Annotated in this window: 16 protein-coding genes; 3 read left to right on the top strand and 13 right to left on the bottom strand. The window is 58.6% G+C overall.

The features are described from left to right. Positions 1 to 194 precede the first annotated feature (194 nt). The 11 genes from ACIP6G_RS12370 to pdhA form a co-directional block, all read right to left on the bottom strand. A complete protein-coding gene (locus ACIP6G_RS12370; RefSeq protein ID WP_400290358.1) occupies positions 195 to 1892 on the bottom strand; it encodes an ABC transporter ATP-binding protein in 1698 nt (565 codons plus the stop codon). Then, entirely contained in the window at positions 1889 to 2959 is a 1071-nt protein-coding gene (locus ACIP6G_RS12365) for an ABC transporter permease (RefSeq protein WP_105657258.1), read from the bottom strand. The genes ACIP6G_RS12370 and ACIP6G_RS12365 overlap by 4 nt, the downstream gene beginning before the upstream one ends. Positions 2960 to 3010: 51 nt before the next feature. After that, positions 3011 to 4528 (bottom strand): ABC transporter permease, encoded by a 1518-nt coding sequence (locus ACIP6G_RS12360; protein ID WP_105661818.1) that lies wholly within the window; start codon positions 4526 to 4528, stop codon positions 3011 to 3013. Between the two features lie 141 nt (positions 4529 to 4669). Continuing rightward, positions 4670 to 6478: an ABC transporter family substrate-binding protein gene (locus ACIP6G_RS12355; RefSeq protein WP_400290355.1), complete on the bottom strand. Its 1809-nt coding sequence runs from the start codon at positions 6476 to 6478 to the stop codon at positions 4670 to 4672. Between the two features lie 437 nt (positions 6479 to 6915). Continuing rightward, positions 6916 to 8559, bottom strand: coding sequence for an ABC transporter ATP-binding protein (locus ACIP6G_RS12350; protein ID WP_105657255.1), 1644 nt, complete (start codon positions 8557 to 8559; stop codon positions 6916 to 6918). A 3-nt stretch (positions 8560 to 8562) separates the two neighbouring features. Continuing rightward, complete coding sequence (locus ACIP6G_RS12345) at positions 8563 to 9585, bottom strand: ABC transporter permease (protein WP_286134154.1); 1023 nt, start codon at positions 9583 to 9585, stop codon at positions 8563 to 8565. Next, the gene (locus ACIP6G_RS12340) at positions 9578 to 10504 is read right to left on the bottom strand and encodes an ABC transporter permease (RefSeq protein WP_332727079.1); all 927 of its coding nucleotides are present in this window, start codon (positions 10502 to 10504) and stop codon (positions 9578 to 9580) included. The genes ACIP6G_RS12345 and ACIP6G_RS12340 overlap by 8 nt, the downstream gene beginning before the upstream one ends. A 190-nt stretch (positions 10505 to 10694) precedes the next feature. Beyond that, positions 10695 to 12326, bottom strand: coding sequence for an ABC transporter substrate-binding protein (locus ACIP6G_RS12335; RefSeq protein ID WP_105657253.1), 1632 nt, complete (start codon positions 12324 to 12326; stop codon positions 10695 to 10697). A 196-nt stretch (positions 12327 to 12522) separates the two neighbouring features. Beyond that, positions 12523 to 13872, bottom strand: coding sequence for a dihydrolipoamide acetyltransferase family protein (locus ACIP6G_RS12330; RefSeq protein WP_400290351.1), 1350 nt, complete (start codon positions 13870 to 13872; stop codon positions 12523 to 12525). Continuing rightward, entirely contained in the window at positions 13872 to 14861 is a 990-nt protein-coding gene (locus ACIP6G_RS12325; RefSeq protein WP_332594836.1) for an alpha-ketoacid dehydrogenase subunit beta, read from the bottom strand. Before ACIP6G_RS12325 ends, ACIP6G_RS12330 begins: the two co-directional genes overlap by 1 nt. A 14-nt stretch (positions 14862 to 14875) precedes the next feature. Further along, a complete protein-coding gene (pdhA, locus tag ACIP6G_RS12320) occupies positions 14876 to 15991 on the bottom strand; it encodes a pyruvate dehydrogenase (acetyl-transferring) E1 component subunit alpha (protein WP_105661813.1) in 1116 nt (371 codons plus the stop codon). A 150-nt stretch (positions 15992 to 16141) separates the two neighbouring features. Here pdhA and ACIP6G_RS12315 point away from each other — a divergent pair, with 150 nt between their 5' ends. After that, complete coding sequence (locus tag ACIP6G_RS12315) at positions 16142 to 16615, top strand: Lrp/AsnC family transcriptional regulator (RefSeq protein ID WP_105661916.1); 474 nt, start codon at positions 16142 to 16144, stop codon at positions 16613 to 16615. Positions 16616 to 16699: 84 nt separating this feature from the next. Here ACIP6G_RS12315 and ACIP6G_RS12310 read toward each other — a convergent pair whose 3' ends face one another. Beyond that, on the bottom strand, positions 16700 to 18325 hold the full coding sequence (locus ACIP6G_RS12310) for a cation acetate symporter (RefSeq protein WP_105657249.1): 1626 nt from the start codon (positions 18323 to 18325) through the stop codon (positions 16700 to 16702). Beyond that, complete coding sequence (locus ACIP6G_RS12305) at positions 18326 to 18670, bottom strand: DUF485 domain-containing protein (RefSeq protein ID WP_105657248.1); 345 nt, start codon at positions 18668 to 18670, stop codon at positions 18326 to 18328. A gap of 197 nt (positions 18671 to 18867) precedes the next feature. Between ACIP6G_RS12305 and ACIP6G_RS12300 the strand changes: the two genes are divergently transcribed. Beyond that, a complete protein-coding gene (locus ACIP6G_RS12300; protein WP_105657305.1) occupies positions 18868 to 20049 on the top strand; it encodes a sensor histidine kinase in 1182 nt (393 codons plus the stop codon). 29 nt (positions 20050 to 20078) lie between these two features. Next, positions 20079 to 20795, top strand: a complete 717-nt coding sequence (locus tag ACIP6G_RS12295; protein ID WP_105657247.1) for a LytTR family DNA-binding domain-containing protein — start codon at positions 20079 to 20081, stop codon at positions 20793 to 20795. Positions 20796 to 20851: the final 56 nt, after the last annotated feature.

Below are 20851 nucleotides of genomic sequence, written 5' to 3'. Positions count from 1 at the left end.
CGTTCAGCTGGTCCAAGTTCCGCCGCCCAGCACCTGCTCGTAGGCCCGCAAGTACTTGTATCGCTTTCCCGGACCGAGGCCGGATCCGGGGAATCCGCTTTCGCCATGTCCAGCTCTCCCGGGCAGACGGAAGGGGCCCGCTTCCAGTGAAAGATCTGGAAACGAGCCCCCTTATTCGTCGTTCAGCTCAGCATCTACTTCGTGCTGTTCAGCAAGCGCCAAGCCTCACGGCGTACTGCCTGCTCATGCGGATCCGGCACCGGAGCCGCGGCCAACAGGCGTTTGGTGTAGTCGTGCGTTGGGGCATGCAGCACGGTATCCACCATGCCCTGCTCAACCGCCCTGCCTGACTGCATCACTACGACCGCATCAGCCAGCATGTCAACGACAGCCAGATCATGGCTGACAAAGAGGCACGCGAAGTTGAAGTCCCGTTGCAGGTCCTGCAGCATTTCCAATACGACTGCCTGCACCGAAACATCCAAAGCACTAGTTGGCTCATCGGCAATCAGCAGCTCGGGGTTCAAGGTCAACGCGCGAGCAATGCAAACACGCTGACGCTGGCCGCCTGAGAGCTCGTGGGGGTATCGGTTGATTACGTTGCGCGGCAGCTTCACCGCATCGAGCAGTTCTTCAGCACGCTTGATGCGCCCTGCTTTGCTGCCAACCTTGTGAACCACCATCGGTTCGGTGATGCAATCGCCAATAGGGAAACGCGGGTTCAAGGATGCTGCCGGGTCCTGGAAGATGACGCCGATTTTCTTGCGAACCGCACGGGCTTCCTTCGGGGAAAGTTTCGGCAGATCATGGCCCTGGACCGACAAGCTGCCGCTAGCCACAGGCAACAAGCCGAGCACCGCCTTGGCGACGGTGGATTTGCCAGAGCCGGACTCGCCCACAATGCCTAGGACTTCGCCCTTGGCAATATCGAAGCTCACCTCTTCCACGGCGCGGAAGATCTTTCCCCGCATGTCGTATTCCAGCACGAGGTCCTTGGCTTCCAGCACCAGCTCGCGTCCTGGAGGCGCAGTTTCGGAGCTGTGCGGGGGCGTCGCAGTAGTAACAGCCGGAGCAGACAAGCGCGGTACCGCGGCCAGCAGGCGCTGGGTGTATGGATGTTCCGGGCGCAGCAGAACTTGCTCCACGGTGCCGGTCTCGACGAGGTTGCCCTGGAACATCACGGCCACTTCATCGGCCATATCCGCGACAACACCCATGTTGTGGGTGATCAGCAAGATGCCGGTATTCAGTCGATCCTTCAGCTCGCGCAGCAGATCGAGAATTTCTGCCTGCACCGTTACATCCAGTGCGGTGGTTGGCTCATCGGCGATGATCACCTTGGGATCGCAGGATATCGCCATGGCAATGACGATACGTTGGCGCTGGCCGCCGGAAAACTGGTGCGGGTACTGCTTGACGCGCTTGGCGGGATCCGGGATGCCCACCATGTCCAGCAGCTCGATGGCCCGGTCGGTTGCTTCCTTGCCATAGGCGATGTCGTGCAGTTCCAGCGCTTCAGTCAACTGCCGCTCAATGGTCAGCACCGGGTTCAGCGCAGTCATGGGCTCCTGGAAGACCATCGCGATGTCGGTGGCACGCATCTTGCGCAGCTTGCCTTCGTCCAGGCCAACCACGTTGACGTTGCCGACCTTGGCGGCACCTGAGACATTGGCGTTTTCCGGCAGCAGGCCCATCGCCGCAGTTGAGGTGACGGACTTGCCGGAACCGGACTCGCCAACCAGCGCCACGACCTGCCCGGGGCGGACGGTCAAGGACAAGCCCTTGACTGCGTGGACGTCTGCACCACCGGTGGCAAAGACGACGTTGAGGTCGGTGAAGCTCAGCGCGTAGCCATCTGAGCCTTGTTCGTTCATTGGTGCTGCGTGGCTCATGGCTTCTCCTTGCGGGTTGGAAGGGCGAACAGGCCGGCGCGGCGGCGGCGCTTCTTTCCGATTTGGCGCGGGTCGAACGCATCGCGCAAGCCGTCACCCAAGAAGTTCACCGACAGGGCGATGGTAACGATGATCATGCCTGGCCACCAGAACAAATACGGGCGGGTGGTGAAGGCGTTCTGGTACTGGCTGATCAGCAGGCCCAGCGAGGATTCTGGAGCCTTCACGCCGAAGCCCAGGTAGGACAGCGAGGACTCCAGCAGGATCGCGCCAGCGATCGCGAAGGTTGCGTTCACGATGATCACGCCCATGGTGTTGGGGATCAGGTGCTTGAAGATCACGCGGCTGGTCTTCGAACCCATGGCCTGGGCGGCAGCAACGTATTCGCGTTCGCGCAGCGAAAGGATTTCACCGCGCACCAGTCGGGCCAAGCCGGTCCAGGTCACCAGGCCGAGCACGAGGGCCAGGATGATGATGGAACCGGTGGATGCACCAGCCATCTTGCCCAGAACAGCGGCCAGGACCAACAATGGGATCACGATGAACAGGTCAGTGATGCGCATCAGGATTTCGTCGACCCATCCGCGGAAGTAGCCGGCAACAGCACCGATGACGGTTCCCAGGACAGTGGCGACCAAGCCAACCACAACGCCGATAATGATGGACTTCTGCGTGCCGTTCATGACCAGGGCGAAGTAGTCCTTGCCGACCGAGTCCTGCCCGAAGGGGTGCTCGCCGATGCGGATGCCTTCGCCGCCGAGCCAGGCGGGGACCAGACTCAAGGTCGGCTTGCCGCCATCCACAACGGCACCAGCGTGGTAGAAGTTCTGTCCCCACCAGCCGGGGATCGGTCCCCAGCCAATGGAGCTGAAAGCGAAAACGGTGATGACGACCAGGATCACTGCGGAAATCATCGCCGGCTTGTGGCTGACGAAGCGCTCGAGAACAATGCGTCCCTGGCTCTTCGGCTTTTCGTGGATTTGGGCCAGCTTGGCGTCTTCCACCTCGGCCACGGAATTCAGGTTCTGCGGCTCGTTCTCGTTCAAGTTCTTGTTCGGGGTGCTCATCGCTGGTCCTTAGGGTTGCAGGCATGAAGGATGTTCATTGGTCCATGCCTCCTAGACTCGGATTCGTGGGTCAAGCAGGGCGTAAACGATATCCGCCAGCAAGTTGAAAATGATTGCGGCGGTACCGGTAACCAGGAAGAACGCCATCACAGGTGCCGGGTCGACATGATCCAGGCCGGTTGCGAACATTTCGCCCATGCCCTTCCAGCCGAAGACGCGCTCGGTGATCACGGCGCCGCCGATCAGGCCGGCGAAGTCGAAGGCTGCAATGGTGGCGATGGGGATCATCGCGTTGCGGAACGCGTGCCGGAAAATCACGGTGCGTTCGCTCAATCCCTTGGAACGGGCGGTGCGGATGTAGTCCTGGCGCTGCACTTCGAGCATGGAAGAACGCGTGTAGCGCGAATAGCTAGCCAAAGAAATCACTGCAAGCAGGATGGTCGGCATCAGCAACTGGGTGCCGTTATCCAGGAAGTGATCCCAGAAACCGCCTTCGAGGTTAGCAGTGGACGACCCGATGGTCGCGATGGGGCGTCCCTTGACGTCCAGGAAACCAGGCCAGGCGCGGAACATGTGATCGACAACGGTCAATCCTGCACCGACAACACCGGTGGCTACGGAGACGGACATCGCTGCTTTGCGCAAGCGGCCGCCCATGAAGCGCCCGACTACTGCCGGAATCGCTACCGCGAGGACCAATCCGAACAAGAGGATCCATGCGTTTGGTTCCAGCAGCATGTAGAAGGTCGCGTAGTACATGGCCAAGACCAGCACGACGGTAATCAGCGCCGGGTACAGCACGCGCTTTTCCTTCAGGCCAACGCTCATGGCAGTGGCGCTCAAGGCCACGAGTGCCGTCAGCACGATGATGATTGCGGGGCCCATTTGCGGGTAGCGGTAGAAATTCAGCCAAATGCTGTACTGCAGCACCAGCGGGACGAAAACAGCGGCAGCTATGAAGGTGATGCCACGGCGCTTCAAGGAGCCCCCGAGGAACATCTGCAGGACGAGTCCGACGACGATGCCTATGGCTATGGATGACCCCAGGGATATCTGCGGATCCGCCAGCCAGTCGTTGTAGCTGATTGCCAGGTACTCCTTGAGCAGCACAGCTGCCCAGAAGACGGGAAGCGAGAAGAAGAGGAAGGTCATGAAGGTAACGATGTAATCCAGGCCGGAGTACTGGCGGATTGCAGTCAAAACGCCAATGGCGATACCCAGAACCGCGGCGATCACCGTAGCGAGCACTACCAGCCGCAAGGTGGACGATGCGGCGTTGGCCAGCAAGCCGGAGACCTCTACGCCGTTGATATTCTGTCCCAGGTCGCATTGGCCAATCAGGCATTTGCTGGCGCCGGTCAGCCAGTCCCAGTAGCGTCCGTACCAGGGTGCATCCAGGTTCATGTATTCCACACGCTGGGCCATCAAGTACTCGCGGTTATCCGCGTTGCTTTCGCGGAGGTCCTTGAGCGGGTCACCTGAATTGATTACCAGTACGTAGAGCAAGAGCGATGCGGCGAACAGCACGGCAAGTGCTGAGCCTAGTCTCTTGGCGATAAATTTCCACACGGTTCTAATGTCCTACTTTCATCTCACGGAAGTGAGCCGGCCCTTGAGGTTGGGGACCTTTGAACACACTGCGGGGCCCGATTTTTGATCGGGCCCCACATGTGCTCACTCACATTGTGCAAGTACGTTGCCTAGGGGCAATTACTCAGCACGTACCCACTGCTCGGCGTTCCAGACGATCTGGTCCTGCGTTGCGGTGTGACGGACATTTTGGATATCCGAACCCGAGGCGCTCAAGCCTGGGTGGGCGAATACCGGGATGCCGAACAGGTCATCCCACAACAGCTTCTCGATCTTCTTGGTCTGCTCGGCATGGACAGCCGGGTCCAGCGAGCTTGCCAGGGTCGCCCATGCTGCATCGACTTCAGCGTTCGAGTACTGGCCGAAGTTCTGCGGCTTGCCGGTGGCGTAGATGTTCTGGCCGGAACTGATCTGGCCGGAACCTGCCCAAGCGAACAGTGCTACTTCGTAGTCGCCACGGTCTTGCGCACCGTTTGGCGAGAAGAAGTCAGCCGAACCGGTGTCCTCGATCTTGAAGCCCGCTTCATCGCAGGAGGACTTGATGGCCGAGACCTGGTTGGCGCGGCGTTCATTAGGTGCCGAGTAGCCGATGCGTACTTCGGTACCCACAGCGTCCTGCTCTTCGAGGATCTTCTTGGCGCCTTCGATATCCACCTGGTCGTAGCGGCCGTCGTAGGATGCGTCCACTACTTCCTGGTAGTTATCCTGGAACGGGAAGACTTCGCGGGAGTTCATCACGATGGCGTCAGGGTTCAGCGGCTTGATCAGGTTGTCAACAATCTGCTGACGTGGAACACACATGGCAAAGGCCTTGCGCAGTTCCAGATTGGTCATTTCGTTGCCCTTGGCGAAGTTGAAGTCAAGGTGCTCCCAGGTCAGGGTGTCGCCCTTCTGGATTGCTACAGCGTCGCCAAGATTCTCCAGCTGCGCGAGCGTATCAACGGTGGGCTGCGGGTTAATGACGTCAACGTCTTTATTCTGCAATGCCTGGACCATGCTTGCGTCTTCAAGGAAGCGGAAGGTCAGTTCCTTGGTTGCAGGCGCGGGGCCATAGTAGTTCTCGTTGGCAACCAGGGTTACGGACTCTCCAGCTTTCCAGCTACCCAGCTTGTAGGGGCCGGATACAGGCGAGATCTTCTCATCGGGCAGCTTGCCCGGGTCAGTCATCCAGCCTTCGTTCCAGAAATCGGCAGCCTTCTTCAGCTTGTCGGACTCCCCACCGAGAATGGCTTTGACGAGCTCTTCGGTGCTCATGCCCGACTCTTCGGCCACCACATGTGCTGGGTGGAGCATCCATGACTGGAGGGCCCAGTCCGGGTCAGGCTCGGCGAATTCAACAGTGAATTCCTTGCCATCCCAGTCGCCCTGCGGACCAGCTGGAACAGTGTCGCCGAGATCAACAGAGACCGAGTTGAACAGCGGCTTGTCCTTGGCACCTTCGTTGAGGTTCAGGTTCTGCACTGCCCATGCCAGCACGGAGTCGGCTACGGTGATCGGCGTGCCATCGGACCATTTGGCTTCTTCGTTGATGGTGTACTTGATGGTGAGCGGATCGTCGCTCACCTTCTCATAGCTGCCCAAGGCCTCGTTGGGGTACAGCGTGCCGTCAGTACCGAAGTAGCTGAACCCAGCGAACATCCGGTCCACGATGGCCGAGTTGTAGGTGGAATAGGTGTTCGGAGTAAAGCCGTTGTAGCTCAGGAATTCCGGGGCACCTACGGTGACGTTGATATTGTCTTCGGCAGTCTTGATATCACCCAGATCGGCTTTGCCGCTGTTTGCTGCTTCTGCCGAACCGTTGCCGCCACCTGCGCCAGCATCCTTTGATGCATCGGCGCCTGTGTCTCCGCCGCCTGGTGCACAAGCCGAAAGGGCCAGGGCCAGTGCTGCGCCTACAGCTACTGCTTTCGAAACGCGCTGAAACCGCATTTCGCCTCCTTGAGTTCTTGAACGATACGAGTGCTGGATCGGTGGATCCAATGTGGATCAGATCACATGATCAATCCATTGAGCAATAGACTAACCCGAATTTTCTGGCTTGGATATAGAAAGAAGCGCTTCAGATATTGCCGCGACTCTCCCCCTGAGAGTCATTCGCAACGCGCTTGTTACCCACGGGTTTACGAGATCCAGCTCACATCCCCGAGATTTCAAGGATTTCTTTCAGATTGGGAAAAATCAATCGGGCAACTGTTTCATGCATGTTGACTCGCGGAGTGATTTATAACATTTTTGCAACGTTTGTTTCAGATTGATTAAATCTGAAATATTCGTTGAATATGACGTTGCTTGAGCTCAGGTTAAGCGCAAAATGGGCCGGTGAAACCTTACGGTTTCACCGGCCCATTCAGCGGATTTCCGAGCTGCTAGATCAGCGAAGCTCCAGGGATCGCAGCCAGCAGGTTGCGGGTATATGCACTCTTTGGCGCATCGAAAATCTCGTCCGTCGTTCCCTGTTCGACGATCTTTCCGTGTTCCATCACGCATACGTTGTCCGCGATCTGGCGGACTACAGCCAGGTCGTGGGTAATGAACAGGTAGGTAAGGCCCATTTCGCGTTGCAGCTCATCGAGCAGCTCCAACACCTGGGCCTGCACCAGCACGTCCAACGCCGAAACAGCCTCATCGCAAACGATCATTTCCGGCTGCAAGGCCAGAGCACGCGCGATCGCGATGCGCTGGCGCTGTCCACCGGACAGCTCGTTCGGGAAGCGGTGCATGGTGGATGCCGGCATGGAAACCTGATCCAGCAGTTCCTTGACCTTCTTCTCCCGTGATGCCGCGTTACCAATACCGTGAATGCGCAGTGGTTCTTCGATGGTTCGGAATATCGAGTACATCGGATCCAAGGATCCGTACGGATCCTGGAAAATCGGCTGGACACGTCGGCGGTACTTGAACAAGTGCTTCTCGCTCAGGTTGCCAATCTGTTCGCCATCAAAGATGATCTCGCCCTCGGTCTTGTCCAACAGGTTGAGCACCATCTGGGCGATGGTGGACTTGCCGGAACCGGACTCGCCTACCACGGCGGTGGTGGTGCCCTTGGGGATCTCGAAGGACACGTTGTCCACCGCGGTGAACTTCTCCTTCTTGCCGAACCCCTTGCGGATATCGAAGACCTTCGTCAGGTTGCTGACCTTCAGCAGCGGCTCGGCCTTGCCCGGAATTACCTCATCAACAATCGCCTCGTGCTTGTCTCCACGCTGTGCTGACAACGATGGAGCCGAGTTGATCAGGCGCTGGGTGTACGGGTGCTTGGGGTTGCGCAGAATCTCCAGCGCTGGGCCATATTCGACGACACGCCCCTTGTACATCACGACGACCTTCTCGGCACGCTCTGCTGCCAAGCCCAGGTCGTGGGTAATCAGCAGCACGGCGGTGCCCAGTTCACTGGTCATGGTGTCCAGATGGTCCAGGATCTGCTGCTGCACGGTGACGTCCAGTGCGCTGGTTGGCTCATCGGCAATCAGCAGGCGCGGGCGGCAGGCCAGGCCAATGGCGATCAGCGCACGCTGACGCATGCCACCGGAGAATTCGTGCGGGTACTGCCTCGCACGCGTCTCCGGATCGGGCAAACCTGCATCGGCCAAGACCTGGGCTACACGCTTGTTCGGGTTATCCCCCGCCAAGCCGTTGGCTTTCAGGGTTTCCTTGACCTGGAACCCGATCTTCCAGACCGGGTTCAAGTTGGACATCGGATCCTGCGGAACCATGCCAATATGGTTGCCGCGCAGCTCTACGAATCGCTTTTCGCTCGCTTGGGCGATGTCCTCGCCGTCAAAAAGAATCTGGCCGGATGAGACCTTGCCGTTGCCGGCCAACAGGCCGATAGCAGCCAGTGCCGAAGTTGACTTGCCGGAACCGGACTCGCCCACGATGGCCACGGTTTCCCCGGGCATCACGGTGAAGTTGGCGTCGCGCACTGCGTGCACTGGACCGTCAGGAGTGGAGAAAGTGATCGCCAGGTCCTTGACTTCCAGCAGAGGCTTGGGAGTTGCACTCTGAGTCATTGCTTAGGCTCCCTTCCGGGCCTTCGGATCCAGTGCGTCGCGCACTGCATCGCCGAGCATGATGAAGCTCAATACCGTTACCGAAAGGAACAGTGCTGGCCACATCAGCATGGTCGGGTTATTGCGCAGCTGGGTACGTGCGGAGGAAATATCGTTGCCCCAGCTCATGACGTCTGGCGGAAGCCCGACGCCCAGGAAGGACAGCGTGGCCTCGGCAACGATGTATACGCCGAGGTTCACCGTGGCAACAACAATGATCGGTGCCAACGAGTTCGGGATGACGTGCTTGACCAAAGCGCTGAACTTGGACAGGCCCAACGCGCGCGAGGCCTTCACGAAGTCCGCGTTGCGGGCCTCGATCACTGCGCCGCGGGTAATGCGTGCCAGCTGCGGCCAGCCGAAGATCGCAAGGGTGATGATAACCGTCCAAACGCTTCGGTTTTCACGGAAGGCAGGAAGCTGCATCACGATGATGGCGCCAAGGATCAGCGGCAGCGCGAAGAAGATATCGCCCAGACGAGCCAGGATGGTGTCGATCCAGCCGCCGTAGTAGCCTGCCAGGGCGCCAATGGCACCGCCGAGCAGCACCACGATGAGGGTAGTGAATACGCCTACGAGCAGCGAAGCACGCGTGCCGTAGATCGTACGGGCGTAGATATCGCAACCCTGCAGGTTGAAGCCCATGATATGTCCTTGGCGTGCTGGCTCATTGGAATTTTCCAGCAAGCATGCCTGGTTGCCAGTCGGATCAATGGACGTGAACAGCTGCGGGAACGCAGCTACAACCACGACGGCGATGATCAGAAGCGTGGAGATGATGAACAGCGGTTGCTTGCGCAGTGAACGCCATGCTTCAGCCCACATGGACAATGGCTTGCCGGTTTCCTTGACAGAATCCACCGCCTGCAGCGGAGTCTCCTCCAATGGGGCCACGTAGTGCTCAATTTTGTACTTGGAAACTTTGCCGGCACGGGTGTTTCGGATGGGAAGGCCGTCTTCGGGATTAAAGTTCTGGTTCTCAGGCATAACGGATCCTTGGGTCAAGCAGTGCGTACAGCATATCCACGATCAGGTTGGCGATCACGAAGACGATCACCAAGACGCCTACAACGGCAACCACCGTCGGGGTTTCGCCCTTCTGGATTGCCTGGTAGAGCAAGTGGCCGACACCGGGGACATTGAAGATACCCTCGGTAACAATGGCGCCGCCCATGAGTGCGCCCAAGTCGGCGCCAAGGTAGGTCACGACTGGAATCAGCGAGTTGCGCAAGATGTGCACGGTGACAACGCGGTTGCGGCTCAGGCCCTTGGCAGTTGCGGTGCGCACATAGTCAGCGGTTTTGTTCTCAATGATGGAGGTACGCGTCAGTCGCAAAACGTAAGCCAGAGAAACGAGTCCCAGGACCAAGGCCGGCAGGATCAGTTCGCCCCAGGTTGCCGAACCGGAAACGGTTGGCTTTGCCCATTCGAGCTTGACTCCGACCACGTACTGGAGCAGGAAGCCCAGTACGAAGGTTGGAACTGCGATGACCAGCAGCGATGCGATCAGGACGGTCGAGTCGAACAATTTGCCCTTGCGCATGCCGGCGATGACGCCGAAGATGATGCCGAAGACAGATTCGATCAGCAACGCCAGTATCGCCAGGCGTGCAGTGACAGGGAATGCTCGTGCGAGCATCTCCTTGACTTCTTGGCCCGAGAATGAAGTTCCCAGGTCCAAAGTCACCAGGTTCTTCAAGTACAGGCCGTATTGGACCCAAAAAGGCTTATCCAAGTTGTATTGCGCAGTTAGGGCCGCTTTGGTGGCATCACTCATTGGCTTGCCGCCGGAGAGTGCCGCGATTGGGTCACCGGGAGTCGCGAAAACCAAGAAGTACACCAGCAAAGTAGCACCGATAAACACCGGGATCAGCTGCGCGATTCTCTTCAGGGTAAAACTTAACATGCTTGCATCTCACCTCGAGACACATGAGGGCACAAGGCCATTTTTATCCTCTTTCCGTCGATAAAGTAATCGACGTTTATTTTTGCGAGGCAGGACGGACACGCCAAAGGGAGACCCTGAGCTGCTCGGATCTCCCTTGACGAGTTTTCAGCTTCTATTCGCTCTGATTAGGCCGAATGCTGAAGGAAACTTATTTGCCAGTGATTTGCTGGTACATAGGAACACCGTTCCAGCCGAACTCGACGTTATCCACGTTTTCGCTCCAACCACCCTGAACTGCCTGGTACCACAGCGGGATAGCCGGCAGATCCTTGAACAGGATTTCCTGTGCTTCGTTGAAGATCTTCGCACCCTCAACAGGATCCGTGGCGGACAGGCCCTCGGTCAGCTTGGCGTCGAATTCCTTGCTGGAGTACTTGCCGTCATTCGAACCAGCCCCGGTACCGAATAGTGGACCAAGGAAGTTGTATAGCGATGGGTAGTCGGCCTGCCAACCGGTACGGAATGCACCGGTCATCTCGTAGCTGGTGACCTTCTCGCGCAATTCCTTGAAGGAGCTGAATGGCTTGGCCACGGCGTTGATGCCCAGGTTGCTCTTCAACTGGTTGACGACAGCTTCGACATATTCCTTGTTGCCAGCGCCATCAACGTTGTAGCCGACGGAGAATTCATCGCCGGAGTCCCACTTGCTGATTGCATCAGCCTCTTCCCACAGCTTCTTGGCTTCAGCCCCGTCGAAGTCCAGGACTTCGCTGCCTGGAACCTCTGCGTTATAGCCTTCAAGTACCGGTGCGGTGAAGTCGTCGGCCTTGATCTTGCCGCCGTTGTACACCTTGTCGATGATCAGCTGGCGGTCAATGGCGCGGGAGATCGCTGCACGGCGGAGGTTGCCCTCTTCACCCTGCTTGAAGTGCTCCAGGTAACCCGGAATGGTAATGGTTGCGTTGCCAGCGTAGGGCGAGTTGATCGAGCGGTCGCCCAGATCAGTCTCGTAGGAAGCCAGCGAGCTTGGCGGGATCTGGTCCAGCACGTCCAAGTTGTTGGACTGCAGATCGCTGTACGCCGAGTCGGTGGACTGGTAGACCTTGAAGTCAATACCGGCGTTAGCCGCCTTGCGTGGTCCGTCGTAGCTCTCGTTGACGTCCAGCTTCAGGTTCACATCGTGGTTCCACTCGGTCAACGTGTATGGGCCGTTGCCGATTGGCTTTTCGCCAAAGGCCTTTGGATCCTCGAAGGCCGCTTCCGGCAACGGCATGAACGCCGTGTAGCCCAAGCGCAGCGGGAAGTCGGACTCAGGCTGGGACAGCTCGACGGTGAAGGTGGTGTCATCCACTACCTTCAGGCCTTCCATCTCTTCCTTCTTGGAGCCTTCCTTGTTGACCTCATCGAAGCCCTTGATGGATTCGAAGAAGTACGAGTTCAGCTGTGCGTTCTTTGCCGCGGCGCCGAAGTTCCAGGCATCCACGAACGAAGCAGCAGTTACTGGGGAACCATCCGAGAAGGTATGTCCGGCCTTCAGCTTGATGGTGTAGTTCTGGGAGTCTTCGGTTTCGATGGACTCAGCGAGTTCATTGACCGGAGCGCCCTTTGCGTCATAGCTGACCAAACCGGTGAAGATCAGGTCCATTACGCGGCCGCCGCCAACTTCGTTGGTGTTAGCCGGCAGAAGGCCATTCTGCGGTTCGGTGGTGTTTGCGGTGACGACGTACGAGCCGTCACCTTCGCCACCGGCGGTTTCATTGGAACCGCCGCCACAAGCGGACAGGGTCAGCGCCAAGGCTGCAGATAAAACGACAGCCTTAGATGCGTGCGAGTATCGCATCCTATTTCTCCTCAACAGATCGTTGCTGCTTCTGCATTTCGCAGAGCCGTGCAGGCAAGCGTGAGCTATAGCACGTAGTGAATGAGATTACATCAAACATTGCGAAACAACCAATGAATAGTCATGAAAGCAATGCTTGAAATCGGGTTACTCACCCGGCTGAAATAACTTCAGCCGGGTCAGTTTTTATTTAAGCTCAAATAAAAATATTCATCATTCCGGGGTCTTCCAATACCGAGCCGACACCTGCGAGGAACTCGCTTGCTTCCTTGCCGTCAACCACTCTGTGATCGAAGGACAAAGCCAAAGTCATGGTATGGCGAAGGGCAACTTGGTCTTGGTATTCCCAAGGCCTTCGTTTCACTTGGCCTAATGCCAGGATTCCAGCCTGCCCCGGAGGTAGAATCGGGGTCCCGGCATCCACGCCGAAAACCCCCACATTGGTAATGGAGAATGTGCCACCGGTCAATTGGGCTGGTGACAACGTTCCTTCGCGGCCCTGGAGAATAATCTCGCTGAGTTCAGTTGCCAATACGGGCAACGTCTTGGCTTGGGCATTTTTCAGCACCGGAACCAGCAAGCCGCGGTCACTTGCCACAGCCATGCCCAGATTCACTGACCCGAACTCAATGATTTCGTCAGCCTTTTCATCCCACGTCGAGTTCAGCGCAGAATAAGTCTTCAGCAATCTCGTCACCACGAGCGCCGCCAACGTTGTGATGTTGAGTTTCCGGTCCTTCAGCAAGCGATGCGAACGCATTCTTTCCACCAACGCCATGGATTCGGTGACGTCAATAGTGAGGAACTCGGTGGCATGCGGTGCAGTAAACGCCGACTGCACCATCGCTTTGGCTGTGGCTCTGCGGACGGCGGTGATCTTCACATGGCGGTCCACATCCGGCGAGGACGCTGGCTCATTTCCCCTTGCCGATGAGGTGCTGGTACCTACGGAATCGATGGCCTGCTGAACATCCCTACGCAGCACCAGCCCACCCTCGCCGCTGCCGGCGAGCGCCGAAATATCGACTCCATGATCGCGTGCCAGCTTGCGTACGGGCGGTGTGCATCGAGTCGTCTCATGTTGTTCGCGCTCAGGACTGGCCGGCGCGGCATCCGGTGCGGATGCAACTGGTTCCGCCAATTGCGCCGCTCCCCCGTTGCGGGAGCCACGAGCTTTTCGCGTTGGACGGTTGCCGGTGTCTGCCGGGGCACCGTAGCCAACGAGGGTTGGGGTGCGCTCGAAGGCCGCACTTTCCCCATGATTTCCGGGACCTGCTGCTGGCGGCTGCCCGCCGGAAGCGCCTGGCTCCTGATCAAAAGTGACCAGCGGACCGCCAACCTGCACTGTTTCACCTTCGGTGGCATGCAGAGCCTGAACGAAGCCGGCATACGGCGAGGGCAGTTCAACCACTGCCTTGGCGGTTTCAACTTCGGCAATGATCTGGTTGAGCGCAACATGCTCGCCAACCTTGATTTTCCAATTCAGCACCTCGGACTCGGTGAGCCCTTCGCCGAGGTCCGGGAGTTTGAATGTGTGGGCGGTCATCACTTGGCAGCTCCTTCGGTTGCCTCGTGGTGGCGCATCACGGTATCGACCGCGTGCATCACTCGATCCAAATCGGGCAGGTGGTGGCTTTCGAGCCGCGATGGCGGATACGGAATATCGAATCCGGTGACGCGCAATGGGGCGTGCTCCAGATAGTCGAAGCAGCGCTCGGTGATTTCGGCACAGATTTCTGCACCAATACCGCTGGTGCGGCTGGCTTCATGGACTACAACCAGCTTGCCGGTGCGCTTGACGGATTCGGCCACGGTGTCGATATCCAACGGATCCAAGGTGCGCAGGTCGATGACCTCCAGACTGGTGCCTTCATCTTCTGCGGCCTTGGCCGCATCCACCAAGGTGTAGGTGGTCGGGCCATAGCCGACCACGGTGACATCTTCACCGGGTCGGATGATCTTGGCCTTTGGCGATCCGTCTGGCGTTGGAGCCAGAAGTTCAGCCGTGCTTTTCTCGTGGTAGCGGCGCTTCGGCTCGAAGAAGATGACCGGATCATCGCAATCGATGGCCTGGCGCAACATGCTATAGGCATCTTCGACACTTGAAGGCGCGAAGACGCGCAGACCGGCGGTGTGGGCGAAATATGCTTCCGGCGATTCGGAGTGGTGCTCCGGTGAACCGATTCCTCCGCCGTAGGGAATTCGAACTGTCACCGGCATCTTCACACGGCCCCGGGAACGGTAATGCAATTTAGCCAGCTGGGAAACTAGCTGGTCAAAGGCCGGGTAGGTGAAGCCGTCAAACTGGATCTCCACTACTGGGCGATAGCCTCGGTAGGCCAGGCCGATGGCGCTGCCGACAATGCCGGATTCTGCCAGCGGGGTATCGACGACGCGGTGCTCGCCGAATTTGGATTTCAGGCCATCGGTGACCCGGAAGACGCCGCCGAGGGTTCCGATGTCTTCACCAAGCAGGATGACTTTCTCGTCCTCGTCCAGGGCATCGTGCAGCGACTTGTTCAGCGCCTTGAGCATGGTGGTTACCACAGTTACTCTCCACCTTCAAAATCTGCCAAGTAGTCCAGATAGTTCTTGGCTGCGCGTTCGGTTGGTTCGTGCTTCTCGGCATATACATTGGTGAACAGCTCTTCCACCTTGGGGTCCTCCATGGTGGTGATCGCGGCGCGAAGCTTCGCGGCCAGATCATCGGCTGCGTTCTGGGCACGCTGCTCGTAGGACTGCACATCGGCACCCATCTCATGCAGGTACTTCACCAGGCGGTCGATAGGGTCCTTGGCTTTCCACTCTTCGAGCTGCTCGCTCTTGCGGTAGCGGGTTGGATCATCGGCGGTGGTGTGCGACCCCATGCGATAGGTGACCGCTTCAATGAAGGTTGGGCCCAGGCCGTTGCGCGCGTGATTCAGGGCGGCCTTGGTGGCTGCGTAGACTGCAAGGATGTCATTGCCATCCACCCGCCAGGTCTTCAGCCCGAAGCCGTGGGCACGGTCGGCAATCTGGGTGCGGCTTTGCAGGTGGACTGGTTCGGAAATGGCCCACTGGTTGTTCTGGCAGAAGAACAGCACTGGCGCCTGGTAGCTGGCGGCGAAGACCATGGCTTCGCTCACGTCGCCCTGGCTGGTGGCGCCATCGCCAAAGTAGGCCACAGAAACTTGCTTGCCCCCGTCGAATTTGATTCCCATTCCGTATCCGGCTGCGTGCAAAGCCTGGGAGCCAATGACAATCTGCTGGCAAGCAATATTGACTTCATTCGGATCCCAGCCGCTGGCCTGGGCCCCGCGCCACACGCTGAGCAGATCTTCTGCTTTCACTCCCCTGGCCCATGCGACGCCATGCTCGCGGTAGGAAGGGAAAATGAAGTCATCCGCTTCGGTGGCGCGGACCGAGCCGATTTGTGCGGCTTCCTGGCCGAGCAACGGGGCCCAGAGTCCTAGCTGGCCCTGGCGCTGCAATGCGGTGGCTTCATTGTCCATGCGGCGCAGGACCACCATGTCGCGAAGGAAATCTGCAAGGTCCGCTTCTTTGAGGTCCTTCAGATAATGGTCAAGTTCTTCGTCCGGGATTCGTTTCCCGTCGACGTTCAGCAGCTGATGCGTGGGTAGGCATCCGGCGGCTACGTCAATGTGCTGTGTGGACACGATCGGCATCCTTACTCTCACGTAGTCGGTTGCGGGTTTTCATTCACAAACACCGCTTAATGTGATGCTACTCACGCAAGGCAGGATGCACAATGGTGTTTTTGGAATTAGAGCAAAACGCACTGTTTATGAGAACCGGTCAGTGCTAACGTGCACATTATGCAACTTCTGGACACTACCGACCGGCGCATCCTGCTGGCCCTCTCGACCGCAGCCAAACGCACCGGCTCGGCTATCGCCACGGCTTTGAACCTCGGGCGAAATACCGTGCAGACGCGGATGACCCGCCTGGAGAATGAAGTTCTTGATTCCATTGACCGCCGCATCCCGCCCGAAGTGCTGGGCTACGGGCTGCTTTCCTTTGTCGAGCTGCATGTTGAGCAACGCCATCTCGGGGATATCGCCGCCAAGCTCGAAGCCATCCCCGAGGTGCTTGAAGCACACGGGCTCACCGGCTCTGCCGACATCTTGGTGCGGGTAGCGGCCAAAGACGCCGAGGAGCTGTTTCGGGTCCATGGACAGCTGCTGCATATAGACGGAGTGAATCGTGCGGACTCGGCACTATCCATGGCCGAGCTCGTCCCCTACCGCACCACCGCTTTGCTTCAGCACTCGCTAGCCAATAACGCGTAGCGCACAGGGCAGCAAAAAGTTCCGGGAACCAGCCTGCTGGCTGGTTCCCGGAACTTCGCTATTGAGTTTTATGAATTCTTCGCCTTAGTGGTCGACTGCCTTCTCGGCACCGACACCGGTCAGCGAACGAACTTCCATTTCCGCCTGCTTGGTAATGTCCTCGACACGCTTGTCGGTAACCGAGCCCAGCCAGCCTAGGAAGAAGGCCAGCGGAATGGAGACGATACCCGGGTTAGCCAGCGGGAAGATCACCATATCGATGCTTGGGATCATTGCGGTCTCCGAGCCCGAGAACACTGGCGAGAAGATGATCAGCAGCAAAGCCGAACCCAGGCCGCCGTACATGGACCACACTGCGCCGCGGGTCTTGAAGCCCTTCCAGAACAGCGAGTACAAGATGGTTGGCAGGTTAGCCGAAGCGGCCACCGCGAAGGCCAATGCCACCAGGAAGGCCACGTTCTGCCCCTGGGCACCGATGCCGCCAGCGATAGCGAAGACTCCGATAACCAAGACCGTGCGGCGGGCAATCTTCATTTCCTTCTCTGGAGTGGACTTGCCCTTGGCAATCACCGACGCGTACACGTCATGGGCGAAGGATGCCGCCGCGGTGATGGTCAAGCCCGCCACCACAGCAAGGATGGTTGCGAAGGCCACTGCAGAGATCAGGCCCAGCAGCACTGTGCCGCCCAATTCGTAGGCCAGCAGCGGTGCCGCAGAGTTCACGCCGCCTGGAGCCGCCTGGATTCGATCCGGGCCAATCAGTGCACCGGCGCCGAAGCCCAGCACCAGGGTGAACAGGTAGAAGGCGCCGATCAGCCAGATAGCCCAGACGACGGACTTGCGGGCTTCCTTCGCGGTAGGAACGGTGTAGAAGCGCATCAGCACGTGCGGCAGGCCGGCGGTGCCAAGCACCAAGGCCAGGGCCAGCGAGATGAAGTCCAGCTTGGCAGTTTCAGAAACACCGTACTTCATGCCCGGATTCAGGATCTCGGGGTTGCCGGCTACTTCAGCTGCCTTGCCCAGCAGGTCGGAGAAGTTGAAGCCGAACATGGCCAGCGTCCACACGGTCATGATCAGCGCGCCGGCGATCAGCAGGCAGGCCTTGATGATCTGCACCCAGGTGGTGCCCTTCATGCCGCCAACCAGCACATAGAGGATCATCAATGCGCCAACGATAACGATCACCAGCGACTGTCCCAGCTTCTCGTCAATACCCAGCAACAGGGAAACCAGCGCGCCGGCGCCAGCCATCTGCGCCAGCAGGTAGAAGACGCACACTGCCAGCGTGGAGATGGCCGCGGCGATGCGCACCGGACGCTGCTTGAGGCGGAAGGACAGCACATCGGCCATGGTGAATTTGCCGGTGTTGCGCAGCAGCTCCGCAACCAGCAGCAAGGCAACCAGCCAAGCAACCAGGAAGCCGATCGAGTAGAGGAAGCCGTCGTAGCCCTGGATGGCGATAGCGCCAACGATGCCCAGGAAGGAGGCTGCCGAGAGGTAGTCACCGGCAATTGCGGTGCCGTTCTGCGTTCCCGTGAAGGAACGGCCGCCTGCATAGTAATCCGCAGCGGTCTTGTTGTTCTTGGAGGCGCGGAGCACGATCACCATGGTGACGCCCACGAAGGCCAGGAAGATGGCGATATTGACCAAGGGGTTGCCGACCTGGGTCGACTCTCCCGCGGCCTGGGCCAGGATACTGAGCTGGTTCATTTAGTTCACTCCCTCGCTCTCTAGGCGTTCACGGATCTTGGTTGCCTTGGGGTCGAGCTTCTTATTCGAGAAACTGACGTAGGCCGCGGTGATCGCGAAGGTCGACACGAACTGCAGCAACCCGAGAACAATACCCATGTTGATATTGCCGAGAACCTTGATGGACATGAAGTCGTGGAAGTAGTCGGCTAGCAGCACATAGGCGAAATACCAGACGAGGAAGAAGACTGCCATCGGGAAAACAAAACTGCGGTGGGTCTTTCGCAGTTCCTGGAATTCCTCGGATTGGCTCTCCTTGACGAAATCAACGTCAGCAGCGACGCCGTGTTCCGGGTTGGCACTCATGATGCCCTCCTTGAGCGAGTTGATGATGTGACTGGGCGCACATCGGTTTTGTGACTAAGTTCACTATTGGCGATAAACCCGTTGGCGACTAGGGGGCTTGCACACCTCGTGGCTCAACGGACTGCTTTCTGCGCCCAACGGCGCAGCATGGCGCGCTGAACGGTCGGCAGATCAGGCAGGGCCCTAAGATGGGATACATGTCTCCAGCGCTGCAAGTCACCCTGATCGTCGCCATTGCGATGGTCGGAATCGCTCTTGTCGGCTACATCGGTTTCAGGATTTCCCGCTCCACCAAGGAAATGGGTACCGACGTCGAGGAAGCCACCTACAAGACGTTGCACCACATGTCCGTTGCGGTTCCCCATTTGGAGCGCGGCCTGACTGAGGACGGGGCGGCCAAAAGCGCCAAGGCGCTGCGCAGGCTCTTGAACTGCCAGGTATTGCTGATCAGCGACACCACCCATGTGCTGGCCACCGATGCAGGGGCCGATTTCACCGCGGAACTCGAAGAAGCAGCCTCCAAGGTTTCCAAAAGCGCGCTGGCAACCGGCAAAACCCAGGTAGAACGTTCCTCCGGCATGGACTTCGTGTCCGCTCCGATCACCGTAGGAGATCAAAGCGTGGGAACGGTGACCGCGCTATCACGCAGGGCCGGCGCCAGCTTCGTTCGGGCAGTTTCCGAGGTAGCGGTCTTTGTATCCGCGCAGGTGTCCACCGCCCAGCTCGATGAATCCAAGGCCATGCTGCTCGAAGCGCAGATGCGTGCCTTGCGCGCTCAAATCTCCCCGCACTTCATCTACAACTCGCTGAATGCGATCGCTTCGTTCATCAATACGGATCCCGCTCGAGCCCGTGAGCTGGTCATAGAATTCGCCGACTTCACCCGGTACTCTTTCCGCCGCCGCGGTGAATTCACCACCCTGGCCGAGGAACTGGAAGCCATTGACCGCTACCTGTTGCTGGAAAAGGCCCGTTTCGGTGAGCGCATCAAGGTCTCCTTGCAGATCGCTCCCGAGGTGCTGCCCACGCAAATTCCCTTCCTGGCCTTGCAGCCGCTGGTTGAAAACGCGGTACGCCATGGACTCGAAGCCCGGCCAGATGGCGGAGTCATCTCCATCACGGCCACCGAAGACGGAATGCACGCAGTTATCAGCGTGGAAGATGACGGCATGGGCATGGATCCCGAGCAGCTGTCCAGTGTGCTAGCTGGCGATACCCCGAATATGCACGTAGGCCTGCGCAACGTCGACCTGCGCATGCGCCAGCTCTACGGCAATTCCAATGGACTGGTGGTGGAGACCGCGCCGGGGGCCGGAACGCTGATCACTTTGCGTGTCCCGAAGTTCCGTCCGCCCAACACGATCACTTCCGATGCATAGAAAAATCCAATAAACGGTAGAATTTTCGCATGATTAACGTGGTGGTCGCCGATGATGAACTTCCAGCGGTAGAAGAAATCGCTTTTCTGCTCAGCCAGGATTCCCGCATCGGGAAAATTCACCGCGCCACCTCTGGTGCCGCGGCGCTGAAGGCGCTGGAGGAAAATACTGTCGACGCACTTTTCCTCGACATCCACATGCCGGCTTTGTCAGGCTTGGATATTGCCCGCGTCATCTCCCGCTTCACCAATCCCCCACTGATTGTTTTTGTCACCGCCGATGAAGATCAAGCGCTGCAAGCATTCGAGTTGGCCGCCATCGACTACGTGCTCAAGCCCATTCGCCCGCAGCGCCTGGCCGAATCCGTTCGCCGCATCTGCGAGCTGGTCGAGGAGACCCCTGCCAAGCCTGAAATGATCACGGTGGACCAGGGAGGCATCACCAAGCTGATCCCTCGGGCGGATATCGCCTACGTTCAAGCCCAGGGAGACTACGCCCGGCTGCACACCAAGGATTCGAGCTATCTCATCCGGGTTCCGCTCAACGATTTGGAACAGCAGTGGGGCGAGTCCGGTTTCGTTCGGATCCACCGTTCCTACCTGGTGTGCATGGATAAGATCGAAACCGTTCGCTTGCAGACCGGCAAGGCCGCTGTGCTGGTCAACAGCACCGAACTTCCGATTTCTCGTCGCGCGTTGCCATACCTGCGGGAACGCTTGGCTGCCAACCGCGTCCGCCCGCTGTAGGAAGCTGTTGGCCTTCCGTGGAGCACCTTCCCCAAGACAACAGCCGGCGAGAGCCC

The sequence above is a fragment of the Glutamicibacter sp. NPDC088483 genome, assembly GCF_044753145.1.
Lineage (GTDB): Bacteria > Actinomycetota > Actinomycetes > Actinomycetales > Micrococcaceae > Glutamicibacter.
This window is presented reverse-complemented; position numbering and strand designations above follow the sequence as displayed.